The organism is Reichenbachiella ulvae (genome assembly GCF_025833875.1).
Taxonomy (GTDB): Bacteria; Bacteroidota; Bacteroidia; order Cytophagales; family Cyclobacteriaceae; genus Reichenbachiella; species Reichenbachiella ulvae.
In genome coordinates, this window is record NZ_JAOYOD010000001.1 from 3,400,086 (window position 1) to 3,425,477 (window position 25,392).

Sequence of the window (25,392 nt, forward strand, 5' to 3'; positions counted from 1 at the left end):
TTTGTTAATTATTCATAGCTGTTCACCTTGGCGTCATTTTCCTTCAATATCCTTCTCAGAATTTTCCCAACATTAGACTTGGGTAGCTCATCACAGAACTCCACATGCTTGGGGCATTTATATGCGGTCAAATTTTCTTTCGAATAGGCCAATACTTCTTCTTCTGTCAAAGAATCATCTTTCTTAACTATAAAAACCTTCACAGCCTCCGTCGATCTCTTACTCGGGACACCTATAGCCCCCACCTCCAAAATTTTCGGATGGCCTGCCAATGCATCCTCAATTTCGTTAGGATAAACATTGAACCCCGACACGAGGATCATTTCCTTCTTTCGATCTACAATTCTCAAGAACCCTTCTTCGTCCAATGTGGCGATATCGCCTGTTTTGAACCAGTCGCCTTCCATTACCTCTTTGGTTTCTTCAGGCTTCTCCCAGTAGCCTTTCATTACTTGTGGACCTTTGGTCCATAGTTCACCAGGCTCATTCAAACCTACCTCATTACCATCATCGTCCATCAATTTCACATCCGTACTTGGCATGGGCACGCCTATTGAGCCGATTCTATGATTTCCATCCATGGGGTTGACGCATAGCACAGGAGAAGTCTCTGTCAGACCATATCCTTCCACTAAGACACATCCTGTCACTTGCTGCCATTTTTCGGCCACAGCCTTCTGAACTGCCATGCCTCCACCTATTGCCGCTTTGAGTTTACTAAAATCCAGTTTAGCAAAAGCCTCTTGATTTAAAAGCCCATTGAATAGTGTATTGACTCCAGTGATCACTGTAAACTGATGCTTTCCCATCTCCTTGATAAAGGCCGGCATATCGCGCGGATTGGTAATCAATACATTGTGAGCCCCATACTTGAACATGGTGAAACAATTACTAGTCAGAGCAAAAATGTGATAAAGTGGCAGAGCCGTAATCACAATATCTTTCCCCTTTATCAGTTTCACATCGAGCCAACCGCTGACCTGTTCGAGATTAGCCACCAGGTTTCGGTGTGTCAACATAGCACCCTTGGCTACACCAGTCGTTCCACCGGTATACTGCAAGAAAGCCAAATCGTCTCCCATTAATTCTATTTGTCTAAAATGCTTCTTTTGGCCCAACTTCATCGCATCATTGAATTTGATCGCTGTGGGCAATGAAAAGCTGGGCACCATTTTCTTCACTCTCTTTACGACAAAGTTGGTAATCCACTTTTTCAGTCCAACGAACAAATCACCAATCTCAGTTGTGATGATGTACTCTAATGGCGTATCACTTAGAATCTTCTCTAGGTTGAAAGCAAAATTTTCTACAATTACAATAGCCCGAGCTCCTGCATCATTGATCTGATGTTTCATCTCCGAAGCTGTGTACAGTGGATTTATATTTACCACAACTAATCCACATTTGAGTGCCGCAAACATGGCCACAGGATATTGTAGCAAGTTGGGCATTTGAATGGCAACCCTGTCTCCTTTCTCCAGTTTGGTTTCATTCTGAAAAAAACTGGCCATTTGATCTACCTTTTCTTCTAGTTCAGAATAGCTCAAAACCTTACCCATATTTTCCATGGCAGGCAGATCTGCAAACTCTGTAAACACTGAATCCATCAAATCAACCAATGAAGAGTAGTGATCCGGATCTATTTCGTGAGGAATCCCTTTTGGATATTGTTTATACCAAGGATAGTCTTTCATATTATGCTGTTTAATCTATTTGAGTGCAATCAGGTTGGAATCGAGCCAATAAATATGCCGATAGAAAATGGAATAGCAAAGAAAGGATCGTGAAAAAAGGGCGAAAAGAAATTACATTTGCGTTTAAATGAAAAAAGTCTGGTATAAACCAGACTCTTTCATTAAACAACATTAACCCAAAAATGATAGCTGTAGGAGAAGGATTCGAACCTTCACGAGGCAGTTAGTCGCGAGTTGCGATTTATCCCTTATCCTCACCCCCGAGACAGGGGGGCATGGCTGCCGATTTCATCATCCTACAGTATGTAAAAGAACTATTTCTATTTCTTTTGCCTTTGTGATTACAAATTTACAACAACTCACCGGAATATTAAAAATATTCCATAAAATAACTGAAATATTTAGACGTGATTCAATAAATTATTATAATTGTTGAGTATTTAACAAAATGACTTGTGAATCATGCCGAAAAATTATGAAATTGATGAAGTGGATTTGAAAATCCTCTCTCACTTGATGCAGGACGCAAAAACTCCCTACACTGAGATAGCCAAAAAGGTCTATGTATCAGGCGGAACCGTACATGTCCGTATGAAGAAGCTCGAGGAAATGGGGGTGGTCAAAGGGACAACCCTACAACTTGATTATGCCAAACTGGGCTTTGATGTCACTTGTTTTCTAGGTGTATATCTACAAAGAAGCTCCTTATATGATCAGGTAGTAACTGAGCTCAAACAAATTCCTGAAATAGTAAGGATCCATTATACCACAGGTAATTATAATATTTTCATCAAGATACATTGTAGAGATACCAATCACCTAAGAGAAGTCCTGCACGACAAAATCCAAAAGGTAGAAGGAATCGAAAGAACAGAGACTTTTATCTCTTTGGACGAAAGTATGAGTCGCCCGATTCAACTTTCTTAATAAATCCTCTCTTCATTGGGTGTTGAGAGTAAAGCAGTTTACTTTTAAGACAAACACCCGAAAATGAAGAAAATTACTATCCATAAAAGCACCATAGAACTGGAGTCAGTCGATGGTGCTTTTGTCATTAATGGCCAAAGGCATGAGCCCAATCTGGTGAAAAACCCAGATGGAAGCCTCCATATGTTACTAGGCCAACACTCCTTTACAATTGATATTGTCAGCTCTGATCCTAAAACCAAACAGGTTAGCCTCCTGATTGATGGGCGTCCCCTGGAAGTCAATATGAAGGACGAACTGGATTTAGCTCTTGAAAAAATTGGTTTTGACGCTAGTCATCTCAATAAAGAAAATGAAATCAAGGCACCAATGCCAGGTACCATCCTGGGTTTAATGGTAAAAGAAGGAGATGAAGTAAAGGAGGGAGACACACTATTGATATTGGAAGCCATGAAAATGGAAAATGTAATCAAAAGCCCAACTGACGGGACAGTCCAAAGCCTATTGGTTCAGAAAGGAGATGCAGTAGAAAAAGGCAAAATTTTATTGATCTTTTAAAAGGTGAGGAAATCCATTCTATATTTGTGAAATTTCAAAATCACAAGAGGAATAATACCTGACAGATGAAGTACAAAAGAATTTTATTGAAGCTAAGCGGCGAGGCATTGATGGGTAACAATCAATACGGAATTGATGCTTCTAGGCTAGAACAGTATGTCGAGGACATCAAACAAGTTCACGAACAAAATGTAGAAATTGCCATCGTGATAGGTGGAGGAAATATCTTCCGTGGTGTTCAGGCCGAAAGCTCAGGTATCGACCGAGTACAAGGTGACTACATGGGTATGCTCGCCACAGTGATCAACGCCATGGCACTTCAGTCAGCTTTGGAAAAAGCAGGACTATACACCAGGCTCATGTCCGGAATCAAGATTGAAGAAGTGTGTGAGCCATTCATCAAAAGACGTGCGGTACGTCACTTAGAAAAAGGCAGAATAGTGATTTTTGGGGCGGGTATTGGTAACCCTTACTTCACCACAGACTCTACTGCCAGCTTGAGAGCGATCGAAGTAGAAGCCGATGTGGTACTAAAAGGAACGAGAGTAGATGGCGTCTATACAGCTGATCCAGAAAAAGATCCAAGTGCTACCCGTTATACCAATATTAGTTTTCAGGAGGTGTATGAGAAAGGCCTTAATGTAATGGACATGACTGCCTTCACTCTTTGTCAGGAAAACAAACTGCCAATCATCGTCTTTGATATGAACAAAAAAGGCAACTTGAAGAACATCGTACAAGGCGAGGATGTTGGTACTCTAATTGCTTAAAATTAAATTCAATAACACAATTATATAATCTTATTAGACATGGAAGAGATCGAAATGTTTTTGGAAGAAGCCAAAGAACTAATGGATAAATCCGTAACCCATTGCCATCAAGAATTGACTAAAATCCGAGCAGGTAAGGCTATGCCAAATATGCTGGACGGTTTGATGGTGGACTATTACGGCAGTCCTACACCGATCAATCAGGTGGCATCTATCACTACTCCTGATGCGAGAACTTTATCTGTCAAGCCATGGGAGAAAAATATGATTGGTGAAATTGAAAGAGCCATTATCAACAGTGATCTAGGTCTAAACCCTCAAAATGATGGAGAACAAGTAAGAATTAACATTCCTCCATTGACAGAAGAGAGAAGAAAAGATTTGGTGAAACAGGTAAAAGCTGAAGGCGAAAACGGAAAAGTGAGTATTCGCAATGTCCGTAAAGACACCAATGACTCTCTGAAAAAACTCTTAAAAGATGGGGTTTCTGAAGATGCTGTAAAAGACGCCGAAGCAGAAGTACAAAAATTGACTGATAGCCACGTGGTAAAAATCGATCAATTGATCTCGGACAAGGAAGAAGACATCATGACCATCTAAGGGATGACATGATCCTAAAAAAATTACAAACACCGGGAAGTTCTCGGTGTTTTTTTTATTGATAAAACTTCCTGCTTTTGATCAGAAATTCAACTTCTGTTGGCACCAAATATTTGATCGAATTATCATTTTTGATAGAATCTCGGATAAAAGTCGCTGATATATGCAGCATAGGCGCTTCTATCATTTCAGCATGATCCTCAAAATTGATTTTAGGCTTTTGCACATTAGGTCTTGGGTAGACTATTAATCGATGATGCTCCAGTATCTCCTCGTAATTTTTCCACTTATGAAAATGAGTCAGATTATCTTCTCCAATAATCAACTTAAACTCATTCTGAGGGTGTTTTTCAGCTAATACAGCTAGAGTAGTTGCCGTGTAACTTGGTTTAGGAAGGTTGAACTCAATATCTGAAGCCTTCATCTGTGGTTGATCCTGAATCGCTGCATTCACCAAATCCAGTCGGTCAAATTCATGTAAAAGGCTGTTATTTTTCTTGAATGGATTCTGAGGGCTGACTACAAACCACAATTCATCCACCCGACCAGAATCCACCACAGCTTGAGCTATTATCATATGCCCAATATGTATGGGATTAAAGGATCCAAAAAAAAGACCTACCTTCTTTTTTACGCTCATGAAGTCAGAAACTCTTTGACTACTTTTTCACTTTTTTCGAAAGACTCGTCCAGGTCTTCGTTGACAATCGTCATGTCAAACTTATTTTCAAAAGACATTTCAAAGTTCGCCTTGAAAAGTCTACGACTTAAACTTTTTTCATCTTCTGTACCACGGTCCTTGAGACGTTCTGCCAATACCGACATATCAGGCACCTTCACGAAAATCGCCAAAGCCTTATCACCAAAGTATTGCTTCAGATTGAGACCTCCCTTCACATCAACATCAAATATCACATGCTGGCCATTTGACCAAATTCTTTCAATCTCTGACTTGAGCGTACCATAAAAATTCCCTTCGTACACTTCTTCCCACTCTATAAATTCATCCTTGTCAATTTTATCTTTGAATTGTTCTGGAGATAAGAAATAATAGTCTTTACCGTCTGTTTCGGTACGCCCTCTTTTGTCACGGGTAGAGGCTGAAATACTAAATGACAATTCCGGAAATTGGCTCAATAGATATTTTACGATAGTGGTTTTTCCAGATCCAGATGGAGCGGAAAAAATAATGGCTTTGCCTTGATGCATAGATGATTTTAGAGCGTTGTATTCTCTATTTTAGTTCTGATAGATTCAGCCAGATCAGACGGAACCGCTCGATCGACGATTTTTTGTTTGATGGCCATTTTCAATTCTTGCTCCAAATTTAGGTGATCTACACATTTTAAACACATTTTGAGATGCCTTCTCAAATATACTTCCTGATCAGGCGTGGCTTGGTCATCAATCACATCATGAATGAGATCCATATATTCTGCACAATTTGCCATTCCTGTTTTGAATCTTACGTTGTTGATTAATTTCTTTACTCCCACTTCCTCTTCTATCTAATAACCCATTTTTGCCGCATATGTCGACAGCCTTTCCTTCAACAAATTTCTTGCCCGATGTATTCGGGACCGAACCGTACCTATAGGTACATCCAAGATTTTGGACATCTCCTCGTAGGTAAACCCTTCTAAATCACACAATATAATCACTGTTCTGAAATCCACATCTAAGCTATTTAGTGCATTTGTGATTTCATCACCAATCATATTCTTAACCATATCCACTCTGAGATCGGTAGTTGTTGCTGGTTTATCCGTATCCTTAGAATTATAAAAACCTTCAACCTCCTGATAATCTACCTTCGCTGGCTGCTTACTTTTCTTGCGATAATCATTGATGAAGCTGTTTTTCAATATTCGAAACAACCATGCCTTGGCATTAGTTCCACGCTGAAAAGAATTAATAAACCTATAAGCTTTCATAAAGGTGTCCTGAACCAAATCTTTGGAGTCGTCCTCATCATAGGTCAATTTGAAAGCAAAATTATAAAGTGCACCCAGATGAGGCATAAACTCTGCCTCAAAGAGTTGTTTACTTTCTTTCTCTGAGTACTCTTGTTTTCCCGTGTGATCCTCTTCCATTCTTGGCAAGCTGCTAACCTATTACTAAAGCATCTGTTAACGGCATATTTTTCATGAAGTTTCCTATCCGACAAATTACCAAGAATTGCTAAGAAACAAAAAAGCCCAAGACATAGTCTTAGGCTTCAATATCTATAAAACTAAACTCCTAAGAGCTCAATAATTAGTATCTGTAATACTCTGGCTTGTATGGTCCTTCTACCGTTACACCTATGTATTCTGCTTGTTCTACACTCAGTACGTCAAGCTCCACTCCGATCTTCTTCAAATGCAGCATAGCTACTTTCTCATCAAGATGCTTTGGTAGCATGTATACTTTGTTTTCGTATTGATCCGTGTTAGTCCACAGTTCGATCTGAGCCAAAGTTTGGTTTGTGAATGAATTAGACATTACAAATGATGGGTGACCAGTTGCACATCCCAAATTCACCAAACGACCTTCTGCCAACAAGATGATATGTTTCCCATCTAAGTCATAAAGATCCACTTGTGGTTTGATCTCATCCTTCGATGCATTTTGGTTCAACCATGCCACATCGATTTCATTATCAAAGTGTCCAATGTTACAAACGATCGTTTTGTCCTTCATCGCTTTGAAATGACGTCCTACTACGATGTCCTTGTTACCCGTAGTAGTAACTACGATATCTGCCTCAGATACGGCATTATCCATTTTCTTCACTTCAAAACCATCCATTGCAGCCTGCAGCGCACATATTGGGTCGATTTCTGTCACGATCACTCTCGCACCAGCCCCTCTCAAGGAAGCTGCAGAACCTTTCCCAACATCACCGTACCCTGCAACGACAGCTACTTTTCCCGCCATCATTACATCAGTAGCTCTTCTGATCGCATCTACCAAAGACTCCTTACATCCATATTTGTTATCAAATTTAGACTTAGTCACAGAGTCATTTACATTGATAGCTGGCATAGGCAAGGTGCCTTTAGCTTCTCTCTCCTGAAGTCTATGAACACCAGTAGTCGTTTCTTCAGATAGACCTTTGATGTCTTTCACCAACTCTGGATATCTATCCAACACCATGTTGGTTAAATCTCCACCATCATCCAAAATCATATTCAAAGGCTTACCACCTTCGAATGCAAACAAAGTCTGCTCGATACACCAATCGAATTCTTCTTCATTCATGCCTTTCCAGGCAAACACTGGAATCCCTGCTTCTGCTATAGCAGCTGCAGCATGATCCTGAGTAGAGAATATGTTACAAGAAGACCAAGTTACTTCTGCACCAAGCTCAACCAATGTCTCAATTAATACAGCGGTTTGGATGGTCATGTGTAAACATCCTGCGATTCTAGCTCCTTTTAGAATTTTAGAAGCACCATACTCTTCTCTCAAAGACATCAAACCTGGCATTTCTGCCTCGGCCAATTCAATTTCTTTGCGACCCCAAGCGGCCAAACTGATATCTTTTACTTTGTGTTTTAATTGTGTATCTATCATTATCTTCTATGAATTTCAAAATTCGGTAAGCAAAGGTAATGCAAATGAGACAAACCAATTACGGTTTTTAAGGGCTACTATCAACGAATTGTCAATCTAAAAAGCTGACTTCCTTGAAATTGTAAGTTCTGAGACATTGTTGATCCCAGACCATCAGTTGACCGTTCTCATTCACCCCTTTTATGATCCCTCTAAATTTTCCTTTTCCGTCCTGAAAGTTTCTTTCCCTCTCCTTACCAAATAAGCTTGCCTCATACTCACTCATCAAGTTAATCCCCTCTTGTACTTGAGAATATCTCTTTTCTATTTGAATCAAAACTTCTTCCGCCAACTCGTCAAGGTTCACCTCTACCTTATTATGGATAATCAAACTGGTGGCATTGGGTAATTCAAATGACACCTGATTCGCATTGAGGCCAATCCCTACTACTGAATAATCAATCTGACTTCCTCTAATGGTATTTTCTATCAAAATACCACCAAGCTTTTTCTCTCCTAGATAGATATCATTCGGCCACTTCACTTTTAGTTGCTCATTGGTAAACTTCCTAATCGCGTCTAAGATACCAAGAGAAACAATGGTATGGAGTTGGAATTGCCTATCGAGAGAGACAAAATGTGGCTTGATAATGAATGAAAAAGTCAGGTTCTTACCCGGCTCTGAATGCCAGCTATTTCCTCGCTGTCCTTTGCCTGCAGTTTGATCTTCAGTGATCACCACCATACCTTCCCTGGCATGGCCATGGTTCACTAATGACATGGCTACTTCGTTAGTAGAATGACATTGTGGCAGAAAGATGACCTTTTTACCTAGAAATTGAGTTTTGGCAAAGAATTTATGCAAGATTAATTGATTAATTTTGTGCAAAATTAGAGACAATATATGACAGAAGTAAAGGGAGTTAAAGAATCTGAGCAATTAGAGGAGATAGTGGTCAAAGGAATGCAAGAAAAAAAGGCTTCTGATATAGTTGTCATTGATTTGAAAGAGATCGGAAATGCAGTTGCCAATTATTTCGTAATTTGCTCAGGAAATTCTGACACTCAGCTCGATGCAATAGCCGACTCAGTAGAAGAAGAAGTCTATAAAGCACTGGGCATCAACCCCTGGCAAAAGGAAGGCAAAGAAAACAAAGAGTGGATTTTGCTAGACTATGCCGACGTAGTGGTTCACATCTTTAGAAAGGATCGTAGAGAATTTTACTCACTCGAAAAGCTCTGGGGAGACGCCAAGGTGACTCAGATAGAAGATTTATAAACCTGGCAAGCGATATCGCGTTACAAAGATTTTTAAGAATAAAACATAATGGCAGAAAAACCAAGAACAAAAAATACGGCCGGCCAGCCCAATGGAAATAAGCCGAATTACCAAATATGGGTAATCATTGGCTTGATGACCTTCATTTTCGGCATATCGTATTTTTCGAATAACAATTCCGCAAAAGAGATTTCCTTCAAGCGATTTGAAGACATGGTAATGAGCCATGACGTGAAGCGTGTCGTTTTGATCGGCAATCAAAACATAGTTGAAGTTACCCTCAAGGAAGAAGCATTAGAAAACAGCAAGTACAAACTAGAGTTGGAGAACCAAAACAGCCTCGGCATGTCTGGTTCAAACCCTCATTACTTCTTCAAAATTGAAAGCAAAGACATTTTCGTCAAAAAGAAAGACGAACTGAATGCCAGACTGAATGGTGGTGCTGACTATGAGTATCTAGTTGACGAAAGATCAGACTACACTAACATATTTCTTAACTCCGGATTCTTCATTATTATCATCTTAGGATTCTGGTTTTTGATGAGAAGAATGACTGGCGGTGGCGGTCCAGGTGGTCAAATTTTCAACATAGGAAAATCAAGAGCTGCTCTATTTGATGCTGAAAACAAAGTGAAAATCACCTTCGACAATGTAGCTGGTTTAGACGAAGCAAAAGAAGAGGTGAAAGAAATTGTAGAGTTCCTGAAAAACCCAACCAAGTTCACCAAGTTAGGTGGTAAAATCCCTAAGGGAGCGCTATTGGTAGGCCCTCCAGGTACAGGTAAAACTTTGCTAGCGAAAGCAGTAGCTGGTGAAGCAGGTGTCCCTTTCTTCACATTGTCAGGCTCTGACTTTGTTGAGATGTTTGTAGGAGTGGGTGCTGCCAGAGTTAGAGACTTATTCAAACAAGCAAAAGAAAAAGCGCCTTGTATTGTATTTATTGATGAGATCGATGCAATCGGTAGATCAAGAGGGAAAGGCCAAATGCCAGGATCTAATGATGAAAGAGAAAACACACTCAACTCTCTACTTGTAGAAATGGACGGTTTCTCTACCGATTCTGGGGTAATTATTCTGGCTGCTACTAACAGACCAGACGTGCTAGATTCTGCTTTGCTAAGACCTGGAAGATTTGATAGACAAATCGGTATTGACAAACCAGATATTATTGGAAGAGATGCTATTTTCAAAGTACATCTAGGACCTTTGAAAATCGACAAGAAGGTAGATTCCAAAAAATTAGCAGCACAAACTCCTGGGTTTGCAGGTGCTGAAATCGCCAACGTTTGTAACGAAGCAGCGTTGATAGCTGCAAGAAAAGACAAGAAGGCAGTAGATCTCAAAGACTTCCAGGATGCCATTGACAGAGTGATTGGTGGTTTGGAGAAGAAAAGCAAGATCATCTCTCCTGAAGAAAAGAAAATTGTGGCTTATCACGAAGCTGGACATGCAGTTGCAGGCTGGTTCCTCGAACATGCAGATCCATTGGTAAAGGTAAGTATCGTCCCAAGAGGTATGGCTGCTTTGGGGTATGCGCAATACTTACCAAAGGAGCAGTACCTCTACCAAACCGAACAACTGCTAGACGAAATGTGTATGGCCTTGGGTGGTAGAGCTGCAGAGGACATCGTCTTTGGTAAGATATCTACAGGGGCACTTAGTGATCTGGAAAGAATCACAAAAATGGCATACAGCATAGTGACTGTATATGGTATGAACGAGGCGATAGGAAATCTTTCTTTCTACGATTCTAAGCAATCTGAATACAATTTCAACAAACCATATTCGGATGCTACTGCGGAAAAAATAGATAAAGAGGTCAAGACTATTATCGACCAGGCCTATGCCCGAACCAAAGATCTGTTGACAGATAAGAAAGAAGAATTGGAAAAAATCGCTCAGGCACTTCTTGAGAAGGAAATCATTTTCCAGCAAGATCTGGAAGACTTGATTGGTAAACGTCCATTCGAAAAAGAAACAAACTACCAGGCCTTTACCAATGGCAAAGGAGTAGAAGAACAAAAAAATGAAGAGGCGCTCGAAGAATTAAAATCTACAGTTAAATCAGAAGTAGAACAAGAGGATTCGAAAGACTCAGAACTCGACAGGGATTTAGAACAATCCTCTGCTGAAAATCCAAAGTAAAAAAATTAAATTGGGGCTTTTATCAAGCCCCAATTTTTTTTGATGGATCTTCATATCCCAGAACTACAACCCGGAAAAAAGATATATTTCGCCAGTGATTTTCATCTTGGCTCACCTGATCTCGTCTCTTCAATTGCCCGGGAAAAAAAGATTGTCAATTGGCTAAAATCAATTACTAACGATGCGCAAGCACTAGTATTGGTTGGAGACTTATTTGATTTTTGGTTCGAATACAAAAAATCAATTCCTAAAGGACATATACGTTTTCTCGGACAACTAGCAACCATGGCTGATCTAGGAATCCCCATCATTGTCTTTGTGGGTAATCATGACCTGTGGCTAAAAGATTATTTAAAAGAACAGCTAGGGGCTAACATCATACATCACCCCAAGTCATTTAGCTTAAATGACAAAAAATTTTACATCGCTCATGGTGATGGTTTAGATCCAAAGGATAAAAAATTTCGAGCAATTAAGGCGGTATTCACCAACCCCATATGTCAATACCTTTTTCGTTGGCTACATCCAGATATAGGAATCGCACTTGCAGACTGGTGGTCCAGCAAGAGTAAAGACAGTAAACTTGGACAACATGAAGATCAACATTTGGTAGACCATAGCCACAAGCTACACCAAAACTCTCCTCATGATTTTTACATATATGGCGATTGTCATGTTGCCAGAACAGAGACCATCGAAGAAGGCCTGTATTGCAACCTCGGCGATTGGATCCACCATTACTCTTATGCCGAATTTGACGGGAAAGATTTACACCTAAAACGTTTTCAAGAATGAGGTTTTGGCTTCTGTTTTTATTGTCTCTGTCGTCAACAGTTCAGGCCAAAGCTCAATGGAAATTGGTCAAAGAAATAGCAGGTGATTTCCAACAAATAGAAGTTGATCACAAAGGAGACATTTATACCATTCAATCGAATGGGACAGTTTCTAAATACAATAAAGAGGGAGCACTATTGGTAGAGTATTCTCCTAGCTTTAATCAACCAGTAGATCAAATAGACATCAATAGTCAATTCAAGGTATTTCTGTTCTATCGGGACTTTCAGGAGGCAGTCCTTCTCAATCGCTATTTATCAGACCCGGTTACTATCAATTTTTCAAATTATGACGTGAACTTTGTTTCGGATCTAGCTCCAGACCTCAATCAAAACCTATGGACAATCAATCTTGGCGACCTCTCAATGAAACTAGTCGATCCAATTCAAAAAAGAATTCTTGAAACCAAAAGCCTCGCAAAAATCCTGAATCAATCAAAAACGGATCAATTACAACTCAAAAGTCATAACAATAGAACGTACCTTATTCAGAACTATCAGAAAATATATGTTTTCGATAATCTCGGGAATTACACTTATTCATTTGATATAGACTCACCAAATGAGCCCTCCTTTTGGAAAGATGAACTCTATTTTAAGAACAAAGAAGAGCTCGTACTGATCAACCTATACAATCATGAAAAACGACGCTTTCAGATCCCAAATCAAAAAGCACAAAAAATTCGTTATACAGGGTCTCAGCTGATACTTTTGCATCCCACAGGATTAAGTATATATGACTAACTTAGCGCCCAATTGACTTCAATGAATTGAATGAAAATTAAACTAAGACATATTGGATTGAGTCTGGTCGCTTCGATGTGGCTTTTCGCTTGTGCCAACGATCCGGATTGTGCACTTGAGCAACCAGAAAGCATTGTTAAGATTGTGTTTTATGATAATGAAACGGAAGAAAAAACTGAGGTTAAGTATGATTTGATTGAGGCAAGCGGGAGTGACTCTATTTTATACAACCGAGCGGACACGTTAGCCTTATTCAACATGCCAGTCAACCCATCCGTTGACACACTGTCCTATTACTTTGTGACCGGTGTGAGTATTGATTCTGTGACCGTCACTTATCAAAGAAAACTGGACTGGCTATCGGAAGAGTGCGGGCCCTATTTCAAATTTAGCGAACTGAAAATCGTCACTCACACCTTCGATTCGATTAGTGTGACTGACCCAATAATTGACAAAGAAGTTAATGAAAATATCAAAATATATATTTTTTAGTTTCAGTCTTCTGTTTATAACTAAAACCCTATCTGCTCAGGAATATATATATGAAAAACGCGAGCGAGATTGGAAACCGTCAGAGGTGTTTTTTTCTGCCGATGTTGTTGGGCTTGGACGCTTGATTTCAGGAGATATTCAATCTGAGTTTCAAACGAAGATTGATTTCGACCAATTCTACCTTGCATTAGATGGTGGTAGAAGTGACCTATCTTCATCAGGAAACGGCTTCAACTATAGCAGTTCAGGATATTTTTTTAGAGTTGGGCCTCAAGCGAATCTTATACCATACAATAAAAACAGAAGTAGCATTTTTTTTGGTGTCAATTATGCTCAGTCTCTCTTTTCAGATCAAATAGATTACCGAGTAATACAGTCAGCTTGGGGTGAACAGGACTTAAGCTTTAAAAACGACAATCTAACTGCCAGATGGTTTGAAGCCAATCTAGGCATACAGGCACGGATATTTGGACCGATCTATTTAGGCTACACCATTCGTTTTAAGATGGCCAAAAAACTTTCAGGAGAAGGCGTATTAGAAGCGTATGAGATTCCAGGTTTTGGAAGAGCCTCTAGCTCCGCGACTTTCGGGTTCAACTATTATATCATTTACCGATTAGGATTCAGGGACAAACCAATTCCTGCCAAACCAAGGAAAATCAAAGTAAAGGACGAAAACGATTCGAACTAAGCTCCAATCCAAATGAAGCAATTGAACCTTTTCGAAAAACGAAGAATCAATCGATTCATTTTCGCAATTATTCTATCATTTGCATCCCTTTCAATAGGGGTAGGAGGATTCATTTGGATCGAAAACTACAATCTAGCAGAGGCCTTTTACATGTCTATCATCACGATTTCGACTGTTGGCTACAATGAAATCCACCCGCTTTCGGCTGATGGCAGAATGTTCGCTAGTTTTTATATCATTCTCAACTTGGGGATTTTTGCCTATGTTGTGTCTGTTATCTCCACTTATATTTTCGAAGGAGAATTAAATCAAATTTATAAGAAGTACTTGTACCATAAAGAAGTCAAAAAAATGAAAGACCATGTAATAGTATGTGGATATGGTAGAAATGGTGCCAAAGCCTGTGAAGAACTCGCAAATAGCAATGTCTCATTTGTAATCATTGAAAGGGACGAAGAACTGGCCAATTCAATTGTTCAAAACACCAGTTTCAAAGTGGTGCAAGGAGATGCTACCTCGGACGAAGTACTTGAGACCGCTGGAATTGCTCTTGCAAAATCCATCATCATTTCACTTCCTAATGATGCGGAAAACGTTTTCCTCACTTTGACTTCCAGAGATTTCAACAAAGACATCAAAATAATAGTACGAGCTTCAGAAGAAAGCTCCGAGAAAAAATTGCTTAGAGCTGGCGCAGATAAGGTGATCATGCCCGATGCGGTTGGAGGTTTGCACATGGCCCAGCACATCACCAAACCAGTAGTCATAGATTATCTAGAAAGTCTATCTGGATCCGATGAGAATGGGCTTCAACTGGAGGAAATTCACATAAAAGATCTCAAAAGTGAATTTGTAAACAAGAGCATCGGTGAATTAGATATTAGAAAGGTTAGCGGTGTATCCATTTTAGGACTTAGAAAAGGAGAGGAAAAATTTCTTTTCAATCCTAATTCACATGAAAAGCTTTTGACAGAAACAGTGATCATTATCATTGGACAACTCGAAGAAATAAAATCCTTCAAAGGCCATTTTCTTGCATAAATAAAGCCCGATGAACCGGGCTTTATTACTACTTTCAATATTTTCTATCTCCTTATTTGGCTACTGCTGTCTTAGGCATCAAAATCTCCTGCTCAGCTTCTATACCAAATTGAATCACTTTTCTTGCTTCAATTAATTTCTCTAAGGCAAAATCAATCTGCTCATGGGTATGGGAAGCCATCAAAGAAAATCTAATCAAAGAATCTCCGCTTTGTACGGCAGGAGATATAACTGGATTGACAAAAACCCCATTTTCAACGAGGAACTGAGTTACCTGAAAGGTTTTCTCATTATCCCTTACATAAATTGGTATAATAGGAGACTCAGTAGGTCCAATCTCAAAATCCAATTCCCTTAAACTCTTAATGGCGTAATTGGTATTGTCCCAGAGTTTTTCCATCAATTGCGGCTCATTCTTCATGAGATCCAAAGCTGCCAGTGCACTTGCAGCTGATGATGGAGGAATACTAGCAGAAAAAATCAAAGACCTGGCATGATGTTTCATAAAGTCAATCGCAACCTTATCAGCTGCAACAAATCCACCCAATGATGCCAATGACTTGCTGAACGTTCCTACGATGAAATCCACATCATCAACCAAACCAAAATGAGAGGCTGTTCCAGAACCATTTTTTCCAATTACTCCAACGGCATGAGCATCATCAACTATAATTTCGGCTTTATATCTTTTGGCTAAATCAACAATTGCAGGAAGTTTAGCAATATCACCTTCCATACTAAAGATTCCGTCTACTACAATCATTTTAACCGCATCAGATGGCAATTTGGCCAACTGTGCCTCAAGAGAGGTCATGTCATTATGACGATATTTCACCACTTTTGAAAATGACAATCGAGTTCCGTCTATAATAGAGGCATGATCAAATTCATCGATGATTATGTAATCATTACGACCAGTCAAACAGGAAATTACGCCCAAATTAGTCTGAAAACCTGTACTAAAAATCAAGGCAGCTTCTTTCTCAAAAAACTCTGCAAGTTTATTTTCAAGTTCAATGTGCAAGTCCAACGTCCCATTCAAAAATCGAGAACCCGCACAACCAGTACCATACTTATCTACTGCCTCCTTCGCTGCCTCTTTTACCTTCGGATGATTCGTAAGTCCTAAATAACTATTAGAGCCAAACATTAGAACTTTCTTACCATTGATCATCACCTCTGTATCCTGATCAGAGCTGATTTCTCGAAAGTAAGGATACAGTCCTGCATTTTTAACCTCATCAGCATAGGTAAATTTTGCAAGACGTTCTTTTAAAATACTCATTCAATAAGTCAGTTTACTTGCTAAAAGCACCACCCGGAATGGCACTCTTAATTTTTATCAATAATTTCTTTAAAGTGAGTTAGATCGCCTTTTTAAACAATCTGTGCCTCTTATATACTTTTCCGTTGATCTTCTTCAACGCGTTATTCATCATTTCGTTGCTCTCCAAAACCCAAGAGGCCTCACCATACTCATGGTTTTTCCTCTGACTTTCTTCGAAAGACTTATAATAGAAGTAGGCGTCTATTCCTAGCTTCCTATATTCTTCGACAATCCCAAGGGTAATAACCCTCACTCGATTTATCTTTCTTTTGTAATAAAGTAGTTTAAAAATCCCAAAAGGCAGCAAACGACCTCTTTTTAGCCTTTTTAAGACCATATTAAAATCGGGTAAACTCAAGGAAAAACCAATGGGTTCTCCATTTGCCTCAGCGATTAATAAAAAATCAGGATCTAGGATCATTTTCAAATCCTTTGCTGTATGCTTAAACTCTTCCTCAAGCATCGGTACAAATCCCCAATTCTTTTCCCAAGCCTTGTTATAAATCTTAAAAACCCGATCAATCTCGCCATTGAAATCATTCATACGAGCTTTTCGAATCGTAACCCCCTTAGTTTCTAGCCTACTTTTAAGCAAGTCAGACATACGAACCAATTTATCAGGTAGATCGGCAGTCATGATTTTGTAGGATAATATATCCATGTCTTTTTCAAAACCATATTTCTCTAGAAATTCAGAATAATAAGGCTTGTTATACGTCATCATAACTGTTGGTGGATGATCATATCCATCTACCAAAACACCACAAGTCTCATTAGTGGAATAATTGTATGGACCAGTAAATTGTTCAACTCCTTTGGAAGCCACCCATTCAGCTGCTTTGTCCAGCAAAGCTTTGGCAACCTCATAATCCTCAATAACATCAAAAAAACCAAAACTCCCAGAGTTTTCTCCTGTGTACTCGATGTAATTGTTGTTTTTGATTGCAGCAATTCGTCCTACTACTTCTTCTCCTTTTAGTGCTATAAAAAAATCTGCTTCAGAATGATTAAAGAAAGGGTATTTCTTTTTGTCCATCATGTCCTTTTGAGCTAAAAACAACTCTGGCACATAATTGTCATCATTTGCATACAAATCATGAGGAAAATCAATAAATCGCTTTAAATCACTCTTATTGGAAACTTTCTTGATCGTAAGCATTCTAGAAGTTATTGCAGGTACAGGAGAAATTAAACATTCCGCAAAGATATATGATTCATCAATTTATATATTGATTCGTTTGACTATGTTTCAACCTACAACCTTTTCAATCAACTGTCGGGGACCGCGTTTTGTCGAGAAAATGGCCAATGACTCTACAGATGTGTTCTATTTCAACTTTCCTTAATTCAGGAAAAATGGGCAAAGAAACGACCTCTTGTGTTATTTTTTTCGCAACCGGGAAGGAGTTGCCTTCAACATGAAACATAGGCAACTCTGGCAGTGGTTGCGAATAGTGAACATCAACCCCCACTCCATTTTCAGATAAATAGGAGATAAATTCATCTCGATTAGAACTGAGAATCACATACTGATGATAGACATGATGAGACGCTGAATAATTTTTGAGAAAACTGATTCCCGCACACTGTTTCAGTATGTCATTATAACTTCTTGCTATTTCAACTCTTCTTTCATTCCATCTAAACAAGTATTTAAGTTTCGCACAGAGAATTGCCGCCTGTAATTCATCCAATCGACTCGTAATACCTATCCTCTCGATATTTTTTTTTGAAACGCCACCCTGATTGGCCAATTTCCGAATCTCTGTAGCAAGTTCTCTATCTCGACTAACTACTGCTCCAGCATCACCTATGGCCCCAAGATTCTTGGTTGGATAAAAGCTATATGTAGCAGCTGACGATAATTGACCAGGACTGACCCCATCAAAACTCGCCCCATGAGCCTGTGCCGCATCTTCGATCAACATGATGCCCAGTCGGTCGCAAATGGCCTTTGCCTTGACAACATTCACCATCTGACCATACAAATGAACTACCAATAGCGCTTTGGTTTTCGAACTAACCATGTGTTCTATCAAGTCAAGATTCATCAATCCTGATTCGTCCACATCAACAAATACTGGTTTGGCTCCAGCATTTACAATGGCTGATGCTGTAGAAACCCAGGACACGGCCGTAGTAATCACTTCATCTCCAGAACCAATACCAAGTGCCTTTAGTGTCAAATAAATTGCATCCGTGCCATTCGCCACTCCTACTGTATGTTCCACTCCTAGGTACTGAGACCAACTATCTTCAAATTGAGACAAGTATGTCCCATTCAAAAATTGACCAGAATTCATCACTGCCTCCATCACGGAAAACAATTCATTCTCAATTGCAGCATGCTGCCTAGTTAGATCAAAAAAGGGAACCTCCATTAGAGATGCAATTTACTCATTCACTTAAATTTTGAATCAAAAAATTGGCTCTACAGGTGAAATCTCAACTACTAACTAGAGGATTAAATGCTTAGATTTGATGATTAATTGATCAAATAATCTAAGTGACTCAACAGGACTTAATCATAACGCCCATTTATTTATTACTCTTCCTTATTGCGGCGTATCTCCTAAGATCCAACTTTAGCAACAGTCAGACCAGCAATTACTTTATCCCGGCATTATTATTCAAATTCATTGGCGCCATTGCTCTCGGATTGATTTATCAGTTTTATTATGGGGGTGGAGACACTTTTACTTTTCACACCCATGGGAGCCATTGGATTTGGGAGGCTTTTATGGATGATCCCATCGTGGGGTTCAAACTATTCACACAAGAACCCGGCAACTACAATGGAGAAACTTATGCCTACACATCGAAAATTTGGATGTTTAAGGATAGGGCATCCATGGCTATTATCAAACTTGCTGCTGCTTTTGATTTACTGACCTTTGGCACATATTCCTCTACTGCCTTATTTTTTGCAGCCTTTGCTTTCAGCGGGCAATGGGCAGTTTTCAGCATATTCCAAAAAATATACCCCGACAAGACTCGCTGGTTGGCTTTTTCAATATTATTTGTTCCTTCAGTCGTTTTTTGGGGATCTGGGATACTCAAAGACAGTATCACGCTGGCTGCCTTGTGCTGGATGACATTTGCACTTTTCAGAATATTCCAGACCAACAATTATTCCTTAGCAAACATCCTCATTCTAGTATTTATGGCCTGGGTTATCTATGCCATTAAGATTTACATCTTGTTGTGCTTCATAGTGGCAGCTTGTTTTTATCTATACATCAGATATATCTCCACTGTTAAAAACACTTTGGTCAAATTAATGATAGCCCCAATTCTCATTAGCCTCTTTTTAGGAGGAGGATATTTGGCATTAGAGGAGGTGGCTGAAGATGACTCCAGGTATGCGCTAGACAAAATTGGAGAGACTGCTATGATCACAGCATACGACATACGCTATGGTTGGGGTGCCAGGCACGGAGACAACTCAGGATACACACTAGGAGAGTTAGATGGTAGTTTAGGCAGCTTGATACGATTGGCTCCCTCAGGTATAATTGTCACCTTATTTCGGCCCTGGGTTTGGGAGGTAAAAAATCCTTTAATGCTACTTGCCGCCATGGAGAGCTTAGCATTTCTTCTTTTGACCATTTGGGTATTATACAAAACTCCTCTCAAAACCCTAATCAAAAAACTCAATTCCCCCGTTATCCTATTTTGCCTAAGCTTTGCCTTAATGTTTGCATTTGCGGTAGGTGTCAGCACTTATAACTTTGGCACTCTGATGAGATACAAAATACCAGTTATGCCATTCTACAGTGTTTTTTTAGTTTTAATCTTCCCATCCAAATCTGATCAGAAGGCTAAAAAATAGAACCCCGGAAATATTCATTGCTTTACTCTAGCTTTGCACTTATGAAAATTAAGTCAGCAACTTTTGTTATTAGTAACACAGACTATCTCAAGTGCCCAAAAACCGACAGTCCTGAATATGCCTTTATAGGCAGATCAAATGTAGGTAAGTCCTCTTTGATCAACATGCTTACCAATAAAACCAGTTTGGCCAAAACTTCTGGTAAGCCAGGTAAAACACAGTTGATCAACCATTTTCTCATCAATGACCATTGGTATTTGGTGGATCTACCTGGATATGGCTGGGCTCAGGTCAGTAAAAAACTAAAGGAGGACTGGCAAAAAATGACACAGCAATACCTGACAAAAAGGGAGAATCTGGTCAATGTTTTTGTTCTCATTGATTCACGTATTCCACCACAAGCCATCGATCTGGAATTCATCCATTGGATGGGAGAAAATGGCATTCCATTCAGTATTATTTTCACAAAAGCTGACAAGCCTGGAAGCAAGAAAATATTATCGAATATCTCTACATTCAAAAACGAACTAAAGAAAAACTGGGACGAACTTCCTCCCAACTTTGTGAGTTCTTCGGCTCAAAAAGTGGGGCAAAAGGAAATACTTGATTACATCGATCAAATCAATCAGAGTCTCTAAACTATGTATTAGATTTGCGGCCAATAAACGATTAGCAAATGGATTTCAACGAAATAGCGACAGTATCAGGCAAGGGAGGGTTATTCACAGTGGTTGCACCTACGAGAGGTGGAGTGATCCTAGAAACAATGGACGACCAAAAGAAAAAATTGGTAGTAAATATGAATTCAAAAGTATCCATCCTTGGAGAAATTTCTATTTACACCACTGATGCAGAAGGCTCAAGCCCATTAGAAGATGTAATGAAGAAAATTCATTCAGAATTCGATGGAGATACAGGGTTGACTAGCAACTCTGACCCAGAAGAATTGAAATCATTTTTACGCCATATTCTTCCAGAATATGATGAAGAGCGCGTTTACGTTTCTGACATCAAAAAACTAGTCACCTGGTACAACCTCTTGAGTGCCTCGCATCCTGAACTTTTTGAAGAAAAAAAGGAGGAAGAAAAATCTAAAGAAAATTAATTGAATCAGGAAGTCGGAAAGTGTGTCCCTCTTATTTGTCAGCATTTTCAGCTGCCAGAAAACGAGCTTGCACTTGAAACCTCCGACTTTTCCGAGCTGGAGCACAAATTAGCCATCATTATTGGCCGCTTACTCAATAGTGACATGGATCGTCTGATGGCTGCCTTTTACAAAATCGATTTGGATGAAGGAAAATTCAAACAGATCATCTCTACTGCTCCTCCAGCAGATATTAGTATTCTCCTGGCCAAAGAGGTCATCAAGAGAGAGCTTCTCAAGGTAGAAACAAGAGAAAAGTACAAAGACTTTTAACAAAAAAGAGACCAGATGTAACTGGTCTCTTTTTTGTTAAGGTTATAGGGAAGGATTACAAAAAGCTTTCTGCCTTCTCCACCATTTTTTTTGAACCAATAAAAAGCTGCGTACGCTGGTGCAGTTCCAATGGGTCCAAATCCATAATACGCTGCTCACCATCTGTAGCCACACCGCCTGCTTGCTCTGCGATAAATGCCAGAGCATTGCATTCATACACCAGTCTTAGCTTTCCATTCAGTGCTTTGTCAGTTCTAGGATAAATGTAAATTCCTCCTTTGAACATATTGCGATGAAAATCCGAAACCAGTGACCCAATGTATCGGGCCGAATAGCGCTGTTCTTTACAGTACTCGATGTATTGCTGCACACCTTTTTCAAAACTAAAATAGGAGCCTTCGTTGACCGAGTAGATGCTACCATCATTAGGGCATGTTATATCTGGATGAGAAAGTACAAATTCACCCAGAGATTGCTCATAAGTAAATCCATTCACTCCGTGACCGGTAGTGTATACCATCATGGTCGAAGAACCATATAAAATATATCCAGCCGCCACCTGCTTTTGGCCTTTCTGAAGCACATCTTCCCTTGACACGGGGCTTCCATTAGGAGAAACTCTCCTATAAATGGAAAAAATCGTTCCTATAGACACATTCACATCAATATTGGACGAACCGTCGAGGGGATCCATTGCCACTACATAATTGCTATCTTGGTTGATCTCCACGATTTCATCATCCTCCTCCGAAACGATGGCACAAACTTGCCCACCATTCTTAAGGGCACGGATGAAACGGATATTGGCAATTACGTCAAGTTTTTGCTGCTCCTCTCCTTGCACATTGGTGGTACCATATGCACCCGCAATATCTAAAAGGCCTGATTTATTGATTTCGACATTGATGATTTTTCCTGCCAATGCTATATCACGCAGCAATTGGCTGAGCTCTCCTGTTGCAAAAGGAAACTCTGACTGTTTTTTGTTAATGAATCTATCCAGAGTGGTACCTATGGTAGATCCGACGAGGGTTTTATTATTCATTTGAAATTAGTTTTGGGTTAAGCAAATATATGGGTTTCAAGTCTTTATTATCGGTCAAGGACCGTGCATTATCCACCAAATAAAGCGCAAAAACTTTCTATATTCACTGCTGCCCTCTAACTTTGCGCCCCAGTTCGGGTTTCCGACACCTACACGAAATAACATTTGTGCTAAAGTCTCCCGAACCATTAAACACAATATTCCCAGATCGATAGATCAAGGATTTAACTATATGATCACTACAAGTAATTTTGATTGATAGTCAAAAAGAAAAGCAGTGATACTTTAAAATCAAATACAGATGAAAGTATTCAAATTTGGAGGCGCATCGGTAAAAGATGCACAAGCAGTAAGAAATGTAGCAGATGTAATCAAGCGATTTTGCGAGGAAGAGCTAGTTATCGTGGTTTCGGCCATGGGCAAGACAACCAATCACCTCGAAGAATTGTTGCAACTGTTTTTTGATAAAGGAGATTGGAAAGCCAAACTAGAGTGGATCAAAAATTTCCATCTGGAAATTTCTAAAGATCTGATGGAAGAGGATGAGCACGAGCTATACGATCGAATCGAATCAATATTCGATAGTATAGAAAACTACCTACAAAAAGCTGAAGGAAAGCGCTATGCAGAAGTGTATAGTGAGATCGTAAGCCAGGGAGAGTTACTCTCAACCAGAATCATCAGAGAGTACCTAAACGAAAATGTAAGAAAGACCACCTGGATCGATGCTAGAAAGTACATCAAAACAGACCTGAACTTCACAGACTCACGTGTCGATTGGGATATGACCAAAAAGAACCTCTCTAAAAAGATCCCTAGCTATACCAAAGACGGAATGGTGATTTCACAAGGATTCATAGGTTCCAATAGTGTTGGTAAAACCACCACTTTAGGAAGAGAAGGTTCTGACTTTAGTGCGGCCATCTTCGCCACTTGTCTAGATGCGGAATCAGTGACCGTTTGGAAAGACGTACCTGGGGTAATGACTGCCGATCCTAGAAAAATGCCAGAGGCGATTGTAATTCCTGAATTGAGGTACAATGATGCGGCTGAAATGACCTACTACGGTGCATCCATCATCCACCCACGTACAATTAAACCATTGGCACAAGCTAAGATTAAGCTATATGTAAGACCATTTACTGAACCAGAAAATATAGGAACAGTAATCGGAAAAGGTCACGCTGCGAAGCACCCTGCCTCATTTATTGTAAAAACCAAGCAGGTATTTATAGAATTTGGCGTGACTGACTTTACGTTCATCAACGAAAAGAAATTGAGCATCATTTTTAATGCTTTGGATCAGCACAACATCAAAGTCAATTTGATGCAGAACTCTGCGGTTAGTTTTGCTATCTGTATCGATAAGAAATTCGACAAAGTAGAAAGATTAACAGAAAGCTTGAAAGATGAATTTGATATCGAAGTAAGAGAAGGATTGGAACTACTTACCATCATAGGATATGATGATGCTGCGCTTGGATCTATCTACCACAGAAACGAGGTGATCTTGAAGCAGAAAACGAAAAAAGTATTCCATTTACTTTATGTTCCAGAGAAGAAGCATATAGAGCTGACGGCTCAAAAGGCTAATCAGAAGTAAAGTAATTCAAGGTTTGTTGGATACCTGAAAGGTAGGAAGACCCAAACAAATTGACATGAACTAACAAAGGGTATAGATTAAAAATCTGTACCCTTTTTTCATATCCAGGCTGCAGAGGAAAACTGGAATGGTAGGATTGATAAAACTGTTGATCAAATCCTCCAAACATTTTGGTAAACGCCATTTCTGCTTCTCTATGACCATAGTATACTGCCGGGTCAAAGATGGCTGGCACTTCCCCCTTAGCAGCCATCATATTGCCTGACCACAAATCTCCATGTAGTAAAGCGGGTGCTTCTTCGGGCACCAAATCTGGGAGTATATTATACAATTTATCAAACTGACTCCTAATTCTGGCGCTTACCAGCCCACTACCAGAAGCCATATCCAACTGTGGTTCCAGTCTTTCTTTGATAAAGAAATCCACCCAGCTTGAATGCCATTGATTCGACTGAGGCAAACGTCCGATGTGATTATCATGATCTAGACCGAACTGATCTGAGGAGTTTCTATGCAAGCCAGCGAGCTGCTCACCAAACCGCTCCCAAAACCGAAGGCTCGATCTGCCGGGTTCTAAATACTCCAGACAGAGATAATTTATTCCCTCAACCTCACCTAATCCAATTACCCTTGGGACTTTGATGACACCTGCATCGCCCAATAACTGTAAGCCTCTGGACTCCTTTTCGAACAAGTCACCTACTCCCTCATTCCATTTTAGAAAGTAGCGTTGAGATTCAAATTCGAAATAACCTGTTTGATTGATACAGCCTCCACCGACATGGTGTACAGGTATTGATTCATTTGGCTCAACACCAAAAACTTCCCCAATTACAGACTGAAAAAATGATTGCACT

The 25,392-nt window shown here is 39.6% G+C and carries 28 protein-coding genes; 16 read left to right on the forward strand and 12 right to left on the reverse strand.

Translation table 11 applies throughout. The features are described from left to right. Positions 1–8: 8 nt before the first annotated feature. The gene (locus N7U62_RS13505) at positions 9–1,694 is read right to left on the reverse strand and encodes an AMP-binding protein (protein WP_264138512.1); all 1,686 of its coding nucleotides are present in this window, start codon (positions 1,692–1,694) and stop codon (positions 9–11) included. A 462-nt stretch (positions 1,695–2,156) separates the two neighbouring features. Between N7U62_RS13505 and N7U62_RS13510 the strand changes: the two genes are divergently transcribed. The 4 genes from N7U62_RS13510 to frr all read left to right on the forward strand — a co-directional run bounded on the left by N7U62_RS13510 (position 2,157) and on the right by frr (position 4,549). After that, positions 2,157–2,621 (forward strand): Lrp/AsnC ligand binding domain-containing protein, encoded by a 465-nt coding sequence (locus N7U62_RS13510; RefSeq protein WP_264138513.1) that lies wholly within the window; start codon positions 2,157–2,159, stop codon positions 2,619–2,621. Between the two features lie 63 nt (positions 2,622–2,684). Beyond that, positions 2,685–3,179 (forward strand): acyl-CoA carboxylase biotin carboxyl carrier protein subunit, encoded by a 495-nt coding sequence (locus tag N7U62_RS13515; RefSeq protein WP_264138514.1) that lies wholly within the window; start codon positions 2,685–2,687, stop codon positions 3,177–3,179. Positions 3,180–3,244: 65 nt separating this feature from the next. Further along, positions 3,245–3,949 (forward strand): UMP kinase, encoded by a 705-nt coding sequence (pyrH, locus tag N7U62_RS13520; RefSeq protein ID WP_264138515.1) that lies wholly within the window; start codon positions 3,245–3,247, stop codon positions 3,947–3,949. Between the two features lie 39 nt (positions 3,950–3,988). Continuing rightward, positions 3,989–4,549: a ribosome recycling factor gene (gene frr, locus N7U62_RS13525; RefSeq protein ID WP_264138516.1), complete on the forward strand. Its 561-nt coding sequence runs from the start codon at positions 3,989–3,991 to the stop codon at positions 4,547–4,549. Positions 4,550–4,604: 55 nt separating this feature from the next. Here frr and nadD read toward each other — a convergent pair whose 3' ends face one another. The 6 genes from nadD to N7U62_RS13555 all read right to left on the reverse strand — a co-directional run bounded on the left by nadD (position 4,605) and on the right by N7U62_RS13555 (position 9,026). Then, positions 4,605–5,189, reverse strand: coding sequence for a nicotinate (nicotinamide) nucleotide adenylyltransferase (gene nadD / locus N7U62_RS13530; protein ID WP_264138517.1), 585 nt, complete (start codon positions 5,187–5,189; stop codon positions 4,605–4,607). After that, a complete protein-coding gene (gmk, locus tag N7U62_RS13535) occupies positions 5,186–5,758 on the reverse strand; it encodes a guanylate kinase (protein ID WP_264138518.1) in 573 nt (190 codons plus the stop codon). The genes nadD and gmk overlap by 4 nt, the downstream gene beginning before the upstream one ends. Before the next feature lie 8 nt (positions 5,759–5,766). Next, positions 5,767–6,045: a zf-HC2 domain-containing protein gene (locus N7U62_RS13540; RefSeq protein WP_264138519.1), complete on the reverse strand. Its 279-nt coding sequence runs from the start codon at positions 6,043–6,045 to the stop codon at positions 5,767–5,769. A gap of 12 nt (positions 6,046–6,057) precedes the next feature. Further along, complete coding sequence (locus N7U62_RS13545) at positions 6,058–6,642, reverse strand: sigma-70 family RNA polymerase sigma factor (protein ID WP_264138520.1); 585 nt, start codon at positions 6,640–6,642, stop codon at positions 6,058–6,060. 163 nt (positions 6,643–6,805) lie between these two features. After that, on the reverse strand, positions 6,806–8,107 hold the full coding sequence (gene ahcY / locus N7U62_RS13550; protein ID WP_264138521.1) for an adenosylhomocysteinase: 1,302 nt from the start codon (positions 8,105–8,107) through the stop codon (positions 6,806–6,808). Positions 8,108–8,198: 91 nt separating this feature from the next. Next, positions 8,199–9,026 (reverse strand): biotin--[acetyl-CoA-carboxylase] ligase, encoded by an 828-nt coding sequence (locus tag N7U62_RS13555; RefSeq protein WP_318840684.1) that lies wholly within the window; start codon positions 9,024–9,026, stop codon positions 8,199–8,201. On the opposite strand from N7U62_RS13555, the gene rsfS reads away from it, so the two are divergent. The 7 genes from rsfS to N7U62_RS13590 are packed head-to-tail and all read left to right on the forward strand — an operon-like array spanning position 8,991 to position 15,311. Next, positions 8,991–9,365 (forward strand): ribosome silencing factor, encoded by a 375-nt coding sequence (gene rsfS / locus N7U62_RS13560; RefSeq protein ID WP_264138523.1) that lies wholly within the window; start codon positions 8,991–8,993, stop codon positions 9,363–9,365. The two genes, N7U62_RS13555 and rsfS, sit on opposite strands and share 36 nt — an antisense overlap. Positions 9,366–9,413: 48 nt before the next feature. Continuing rightward, positions 9,414–11,510 carry an ATP-dependent zinc metalloprotease FtsH gene (gene ftsH, locus N7U62_RS13565; protein WP_264138524.1) on the forward strand — a complete coding sequence of 699 codons (2,097 nt, stop codon included), beginning with the start codon at positions 9,414–9,416 and terminating at the stop codon, positions 11,508–11,510. A gap of 42 nt (positions 11,511–11,552) precedes the next feature. Next, positions 11,553–12,305: a UDP-2,3-diacylglucosamine diphosphatase gene (locus N7U62_RS13570; protein WP_264138525.1), complete on the forward strand. Its 753-nt coding sequence runs from the start codon at positions 11,553–11,555 to the stop codon at positions 12,303–12,305. Continuing rightward, positions 12,302–13,087 carry a hypothetical protein gene (locus N7U62_RS13575; protein WP_264138526.1) on the forward strand — a complete coding sequence of 262 codons (786 nt, stop codon included), beginning with the start codon at positions 12,302–12,304 and terminating at the stop codon, positions 13,085–13,087. Before N7U62_RS13570 ends, N7U62_RS13575 begins: the two co-directional genes overlap by 4 nt. Positions 13,088–13,117: 30 nt before the next feature. After that, positions 13,118–13,579 carry a DUF6452 family protein gene (locus N7U62_RS13580; RefSeq protein ID WP_264138527.1) on the forward strand — a complete coding sequence of 154 codons (462 nt, stop codon included), beginning with the start codon at positions 13,118–13,120 and terminating at the stop codon, positions 13,577–13,579. Next, positions 13,551–14,270 (forward strand): DUF6048 family protein, encoded by a 720-nt coding sequence (locus tag N7U62_RS13585; protein WP_264138528.1) that lies wholly within the window; start codon positions 13,551–13,553, stop codon positions 14,268–14,270. The genes N7U62_RS13580 and N7U62_RS13585 overlap by 29 nt, the downstream gene beginning before the upstream one ends. A 12-nt stretch (positions 14,271–14,282) precedes the next feature. Next, positions 14,283–15,311 (forward strand): potassium channel family protein, encoded by a 1,029-nt coding sequence (locus tag N7U62_RS13590; RefSeq protein ID WP_264138529.1) that lies wholly within the window; start codon positions 14,283–14,285, stop codon positions 15,309–15,311. Positions 15,312–15,363: 52 nt separating this feature from the next. Here the strand turns inward: N7U62_RS13590 and spt are convergent, their stop codons facing one another. From spt to N7U62_RS13605, 3 genes are all read right to left on the reverse strand, one after another. After that, positions 15,364–16,596, reverse strand: a complete 1,233-nt coding sequence (gene spt, locus N7U62_RS13595; RefSeq protein ID WP_264138530.1) for a serine palmitoyltransferase — start codon at positions 16,594–16,596, stop codon at positions 15,364–15,366. A 79-nt stretch (positions 16,597–16,675) separates the two neighbouring features. Further along, entirely contained in the window at positions 16,676–17,797 is a 1,122-nt protein-coding gene (locus tag N7U62_RS13600; RefSeq protein ID WP_264138531.1) for a GNAT family N-acetyltransferase, read from the reverse strand. 106 nt (positions 17,798–17,903) lie between these two features. Further along, positions 17,904–19,019, reverse strand: a complete 1,116-nt coding sequence (locus N7U62_RS13605; RefSeq protein WP_264138532.1) for a DegT/DnrJ/EryC1/StrS family aminotransferase — start codon at positions 19,017–19,019, stop codon at positions 17,904–17,906. 125 nt (positions 19,020–19,144) lie between these two features. Here N7U62_RS13605 and N7U62_RS13610 point away from each other — a divergent pair, with 125 nt between their 5' ends. From N7U62_RS13610 to N7U62_RS13625, 4 genes are read left to right on the forward strand one after another with little or no spacing between them, the layout of a single operon-like run. Next, complete coding sequence (locus N7U62_RS13610; RefSeq protein WP_264138533.1) at positions 19,145–20,470, forward strand: hypothetical protein; 1,326 nt, start codon at positions 19,145–19,147, stop codon at positions 20,468–20,470. 41 nt (positions 20,471–20,511) lie between these two features. Then, a complete protein-coding gene (gene yihA / locus N7U62_RS13615) occupies positions 20,512–21,108 on the forward strand; it encodes a ribosome biogenesis GTP-binding protein YihA/YsxC (RefSeq protein ID WP_264138534.1) in 597 nt (198 codons plus the stop codon). 38 nt (positions 21,109–21,146) lie between these two features. Then, positions 21,147–21,575 (forward strand): DUF5606 family protein, encoded by a 429-nt coding sequence (locus tag N7U62_RS13620; RefSeq protein WP_264138535.1) that lies wholly within the window; start codon positions 21,147–21,149, stop codon positions 21,573–21,575. Beyond that, positions 21,576–21,887, forward strand: a complete 312-nt coding sequence (locus N7U62_RS13625) for a hypothetical protein (RefSeq protein WP_264138536.1) — start codon at positions 21,576–21,578, stop codon at positions 21,885–21,887. A 55-nt stretch (positions 21,888–21,942) separates the two neighbouring features. Here N7U62_RS13625 and fbp read toward each other — a convergent pair whose 3' ends face one another. Next, positions 21,943–22,932 (reverse strand): class 1 fructose-bisphosphatase, encoded by a 990-nt coding sequence (gene fbp, locus N7U62_RS13630; protein ID WP_264138537.1) that lies wholly within the window; start codon positions 22,930–22,932, stop codon positions 21,943–21,945. A 301-nt stretch (positions 22,933–23,233) separates the two neighbouring features. On the opposite strand from fbp, the gene N7U62_RS13635 reads away from it, so the two are divergent. Further along, on the forward strand, positions 23,234–24,535 hold the full coding sequence (locus N7U62_RS13635; protein WP_264138538.1) for an aspartate kinase: 1,302 nt from the start codon (positions 23,234–23,236) through the stop codon (positions 24,533–24,535). Here the strand turns inward: N7U62_RS13635 and N7U62_RS13640 are convergent. Beyond that, on the reverse strand, positions 24,522–25,391 hold the full coding sequence (locus tag N7U62_RS13640; RefSeq protein ID WP_264138539.1) for a fructosamine kinase family protein: 870 nt from the start codon (positions 25,389–25,391) through the stop codon (positions 24,522–24,524). The genes N7U62_RS13635 and N7U62_RS13640 overlap by 14 nt on opposite strands. Position 25,392: the final 1 nt, after the last annotated feature.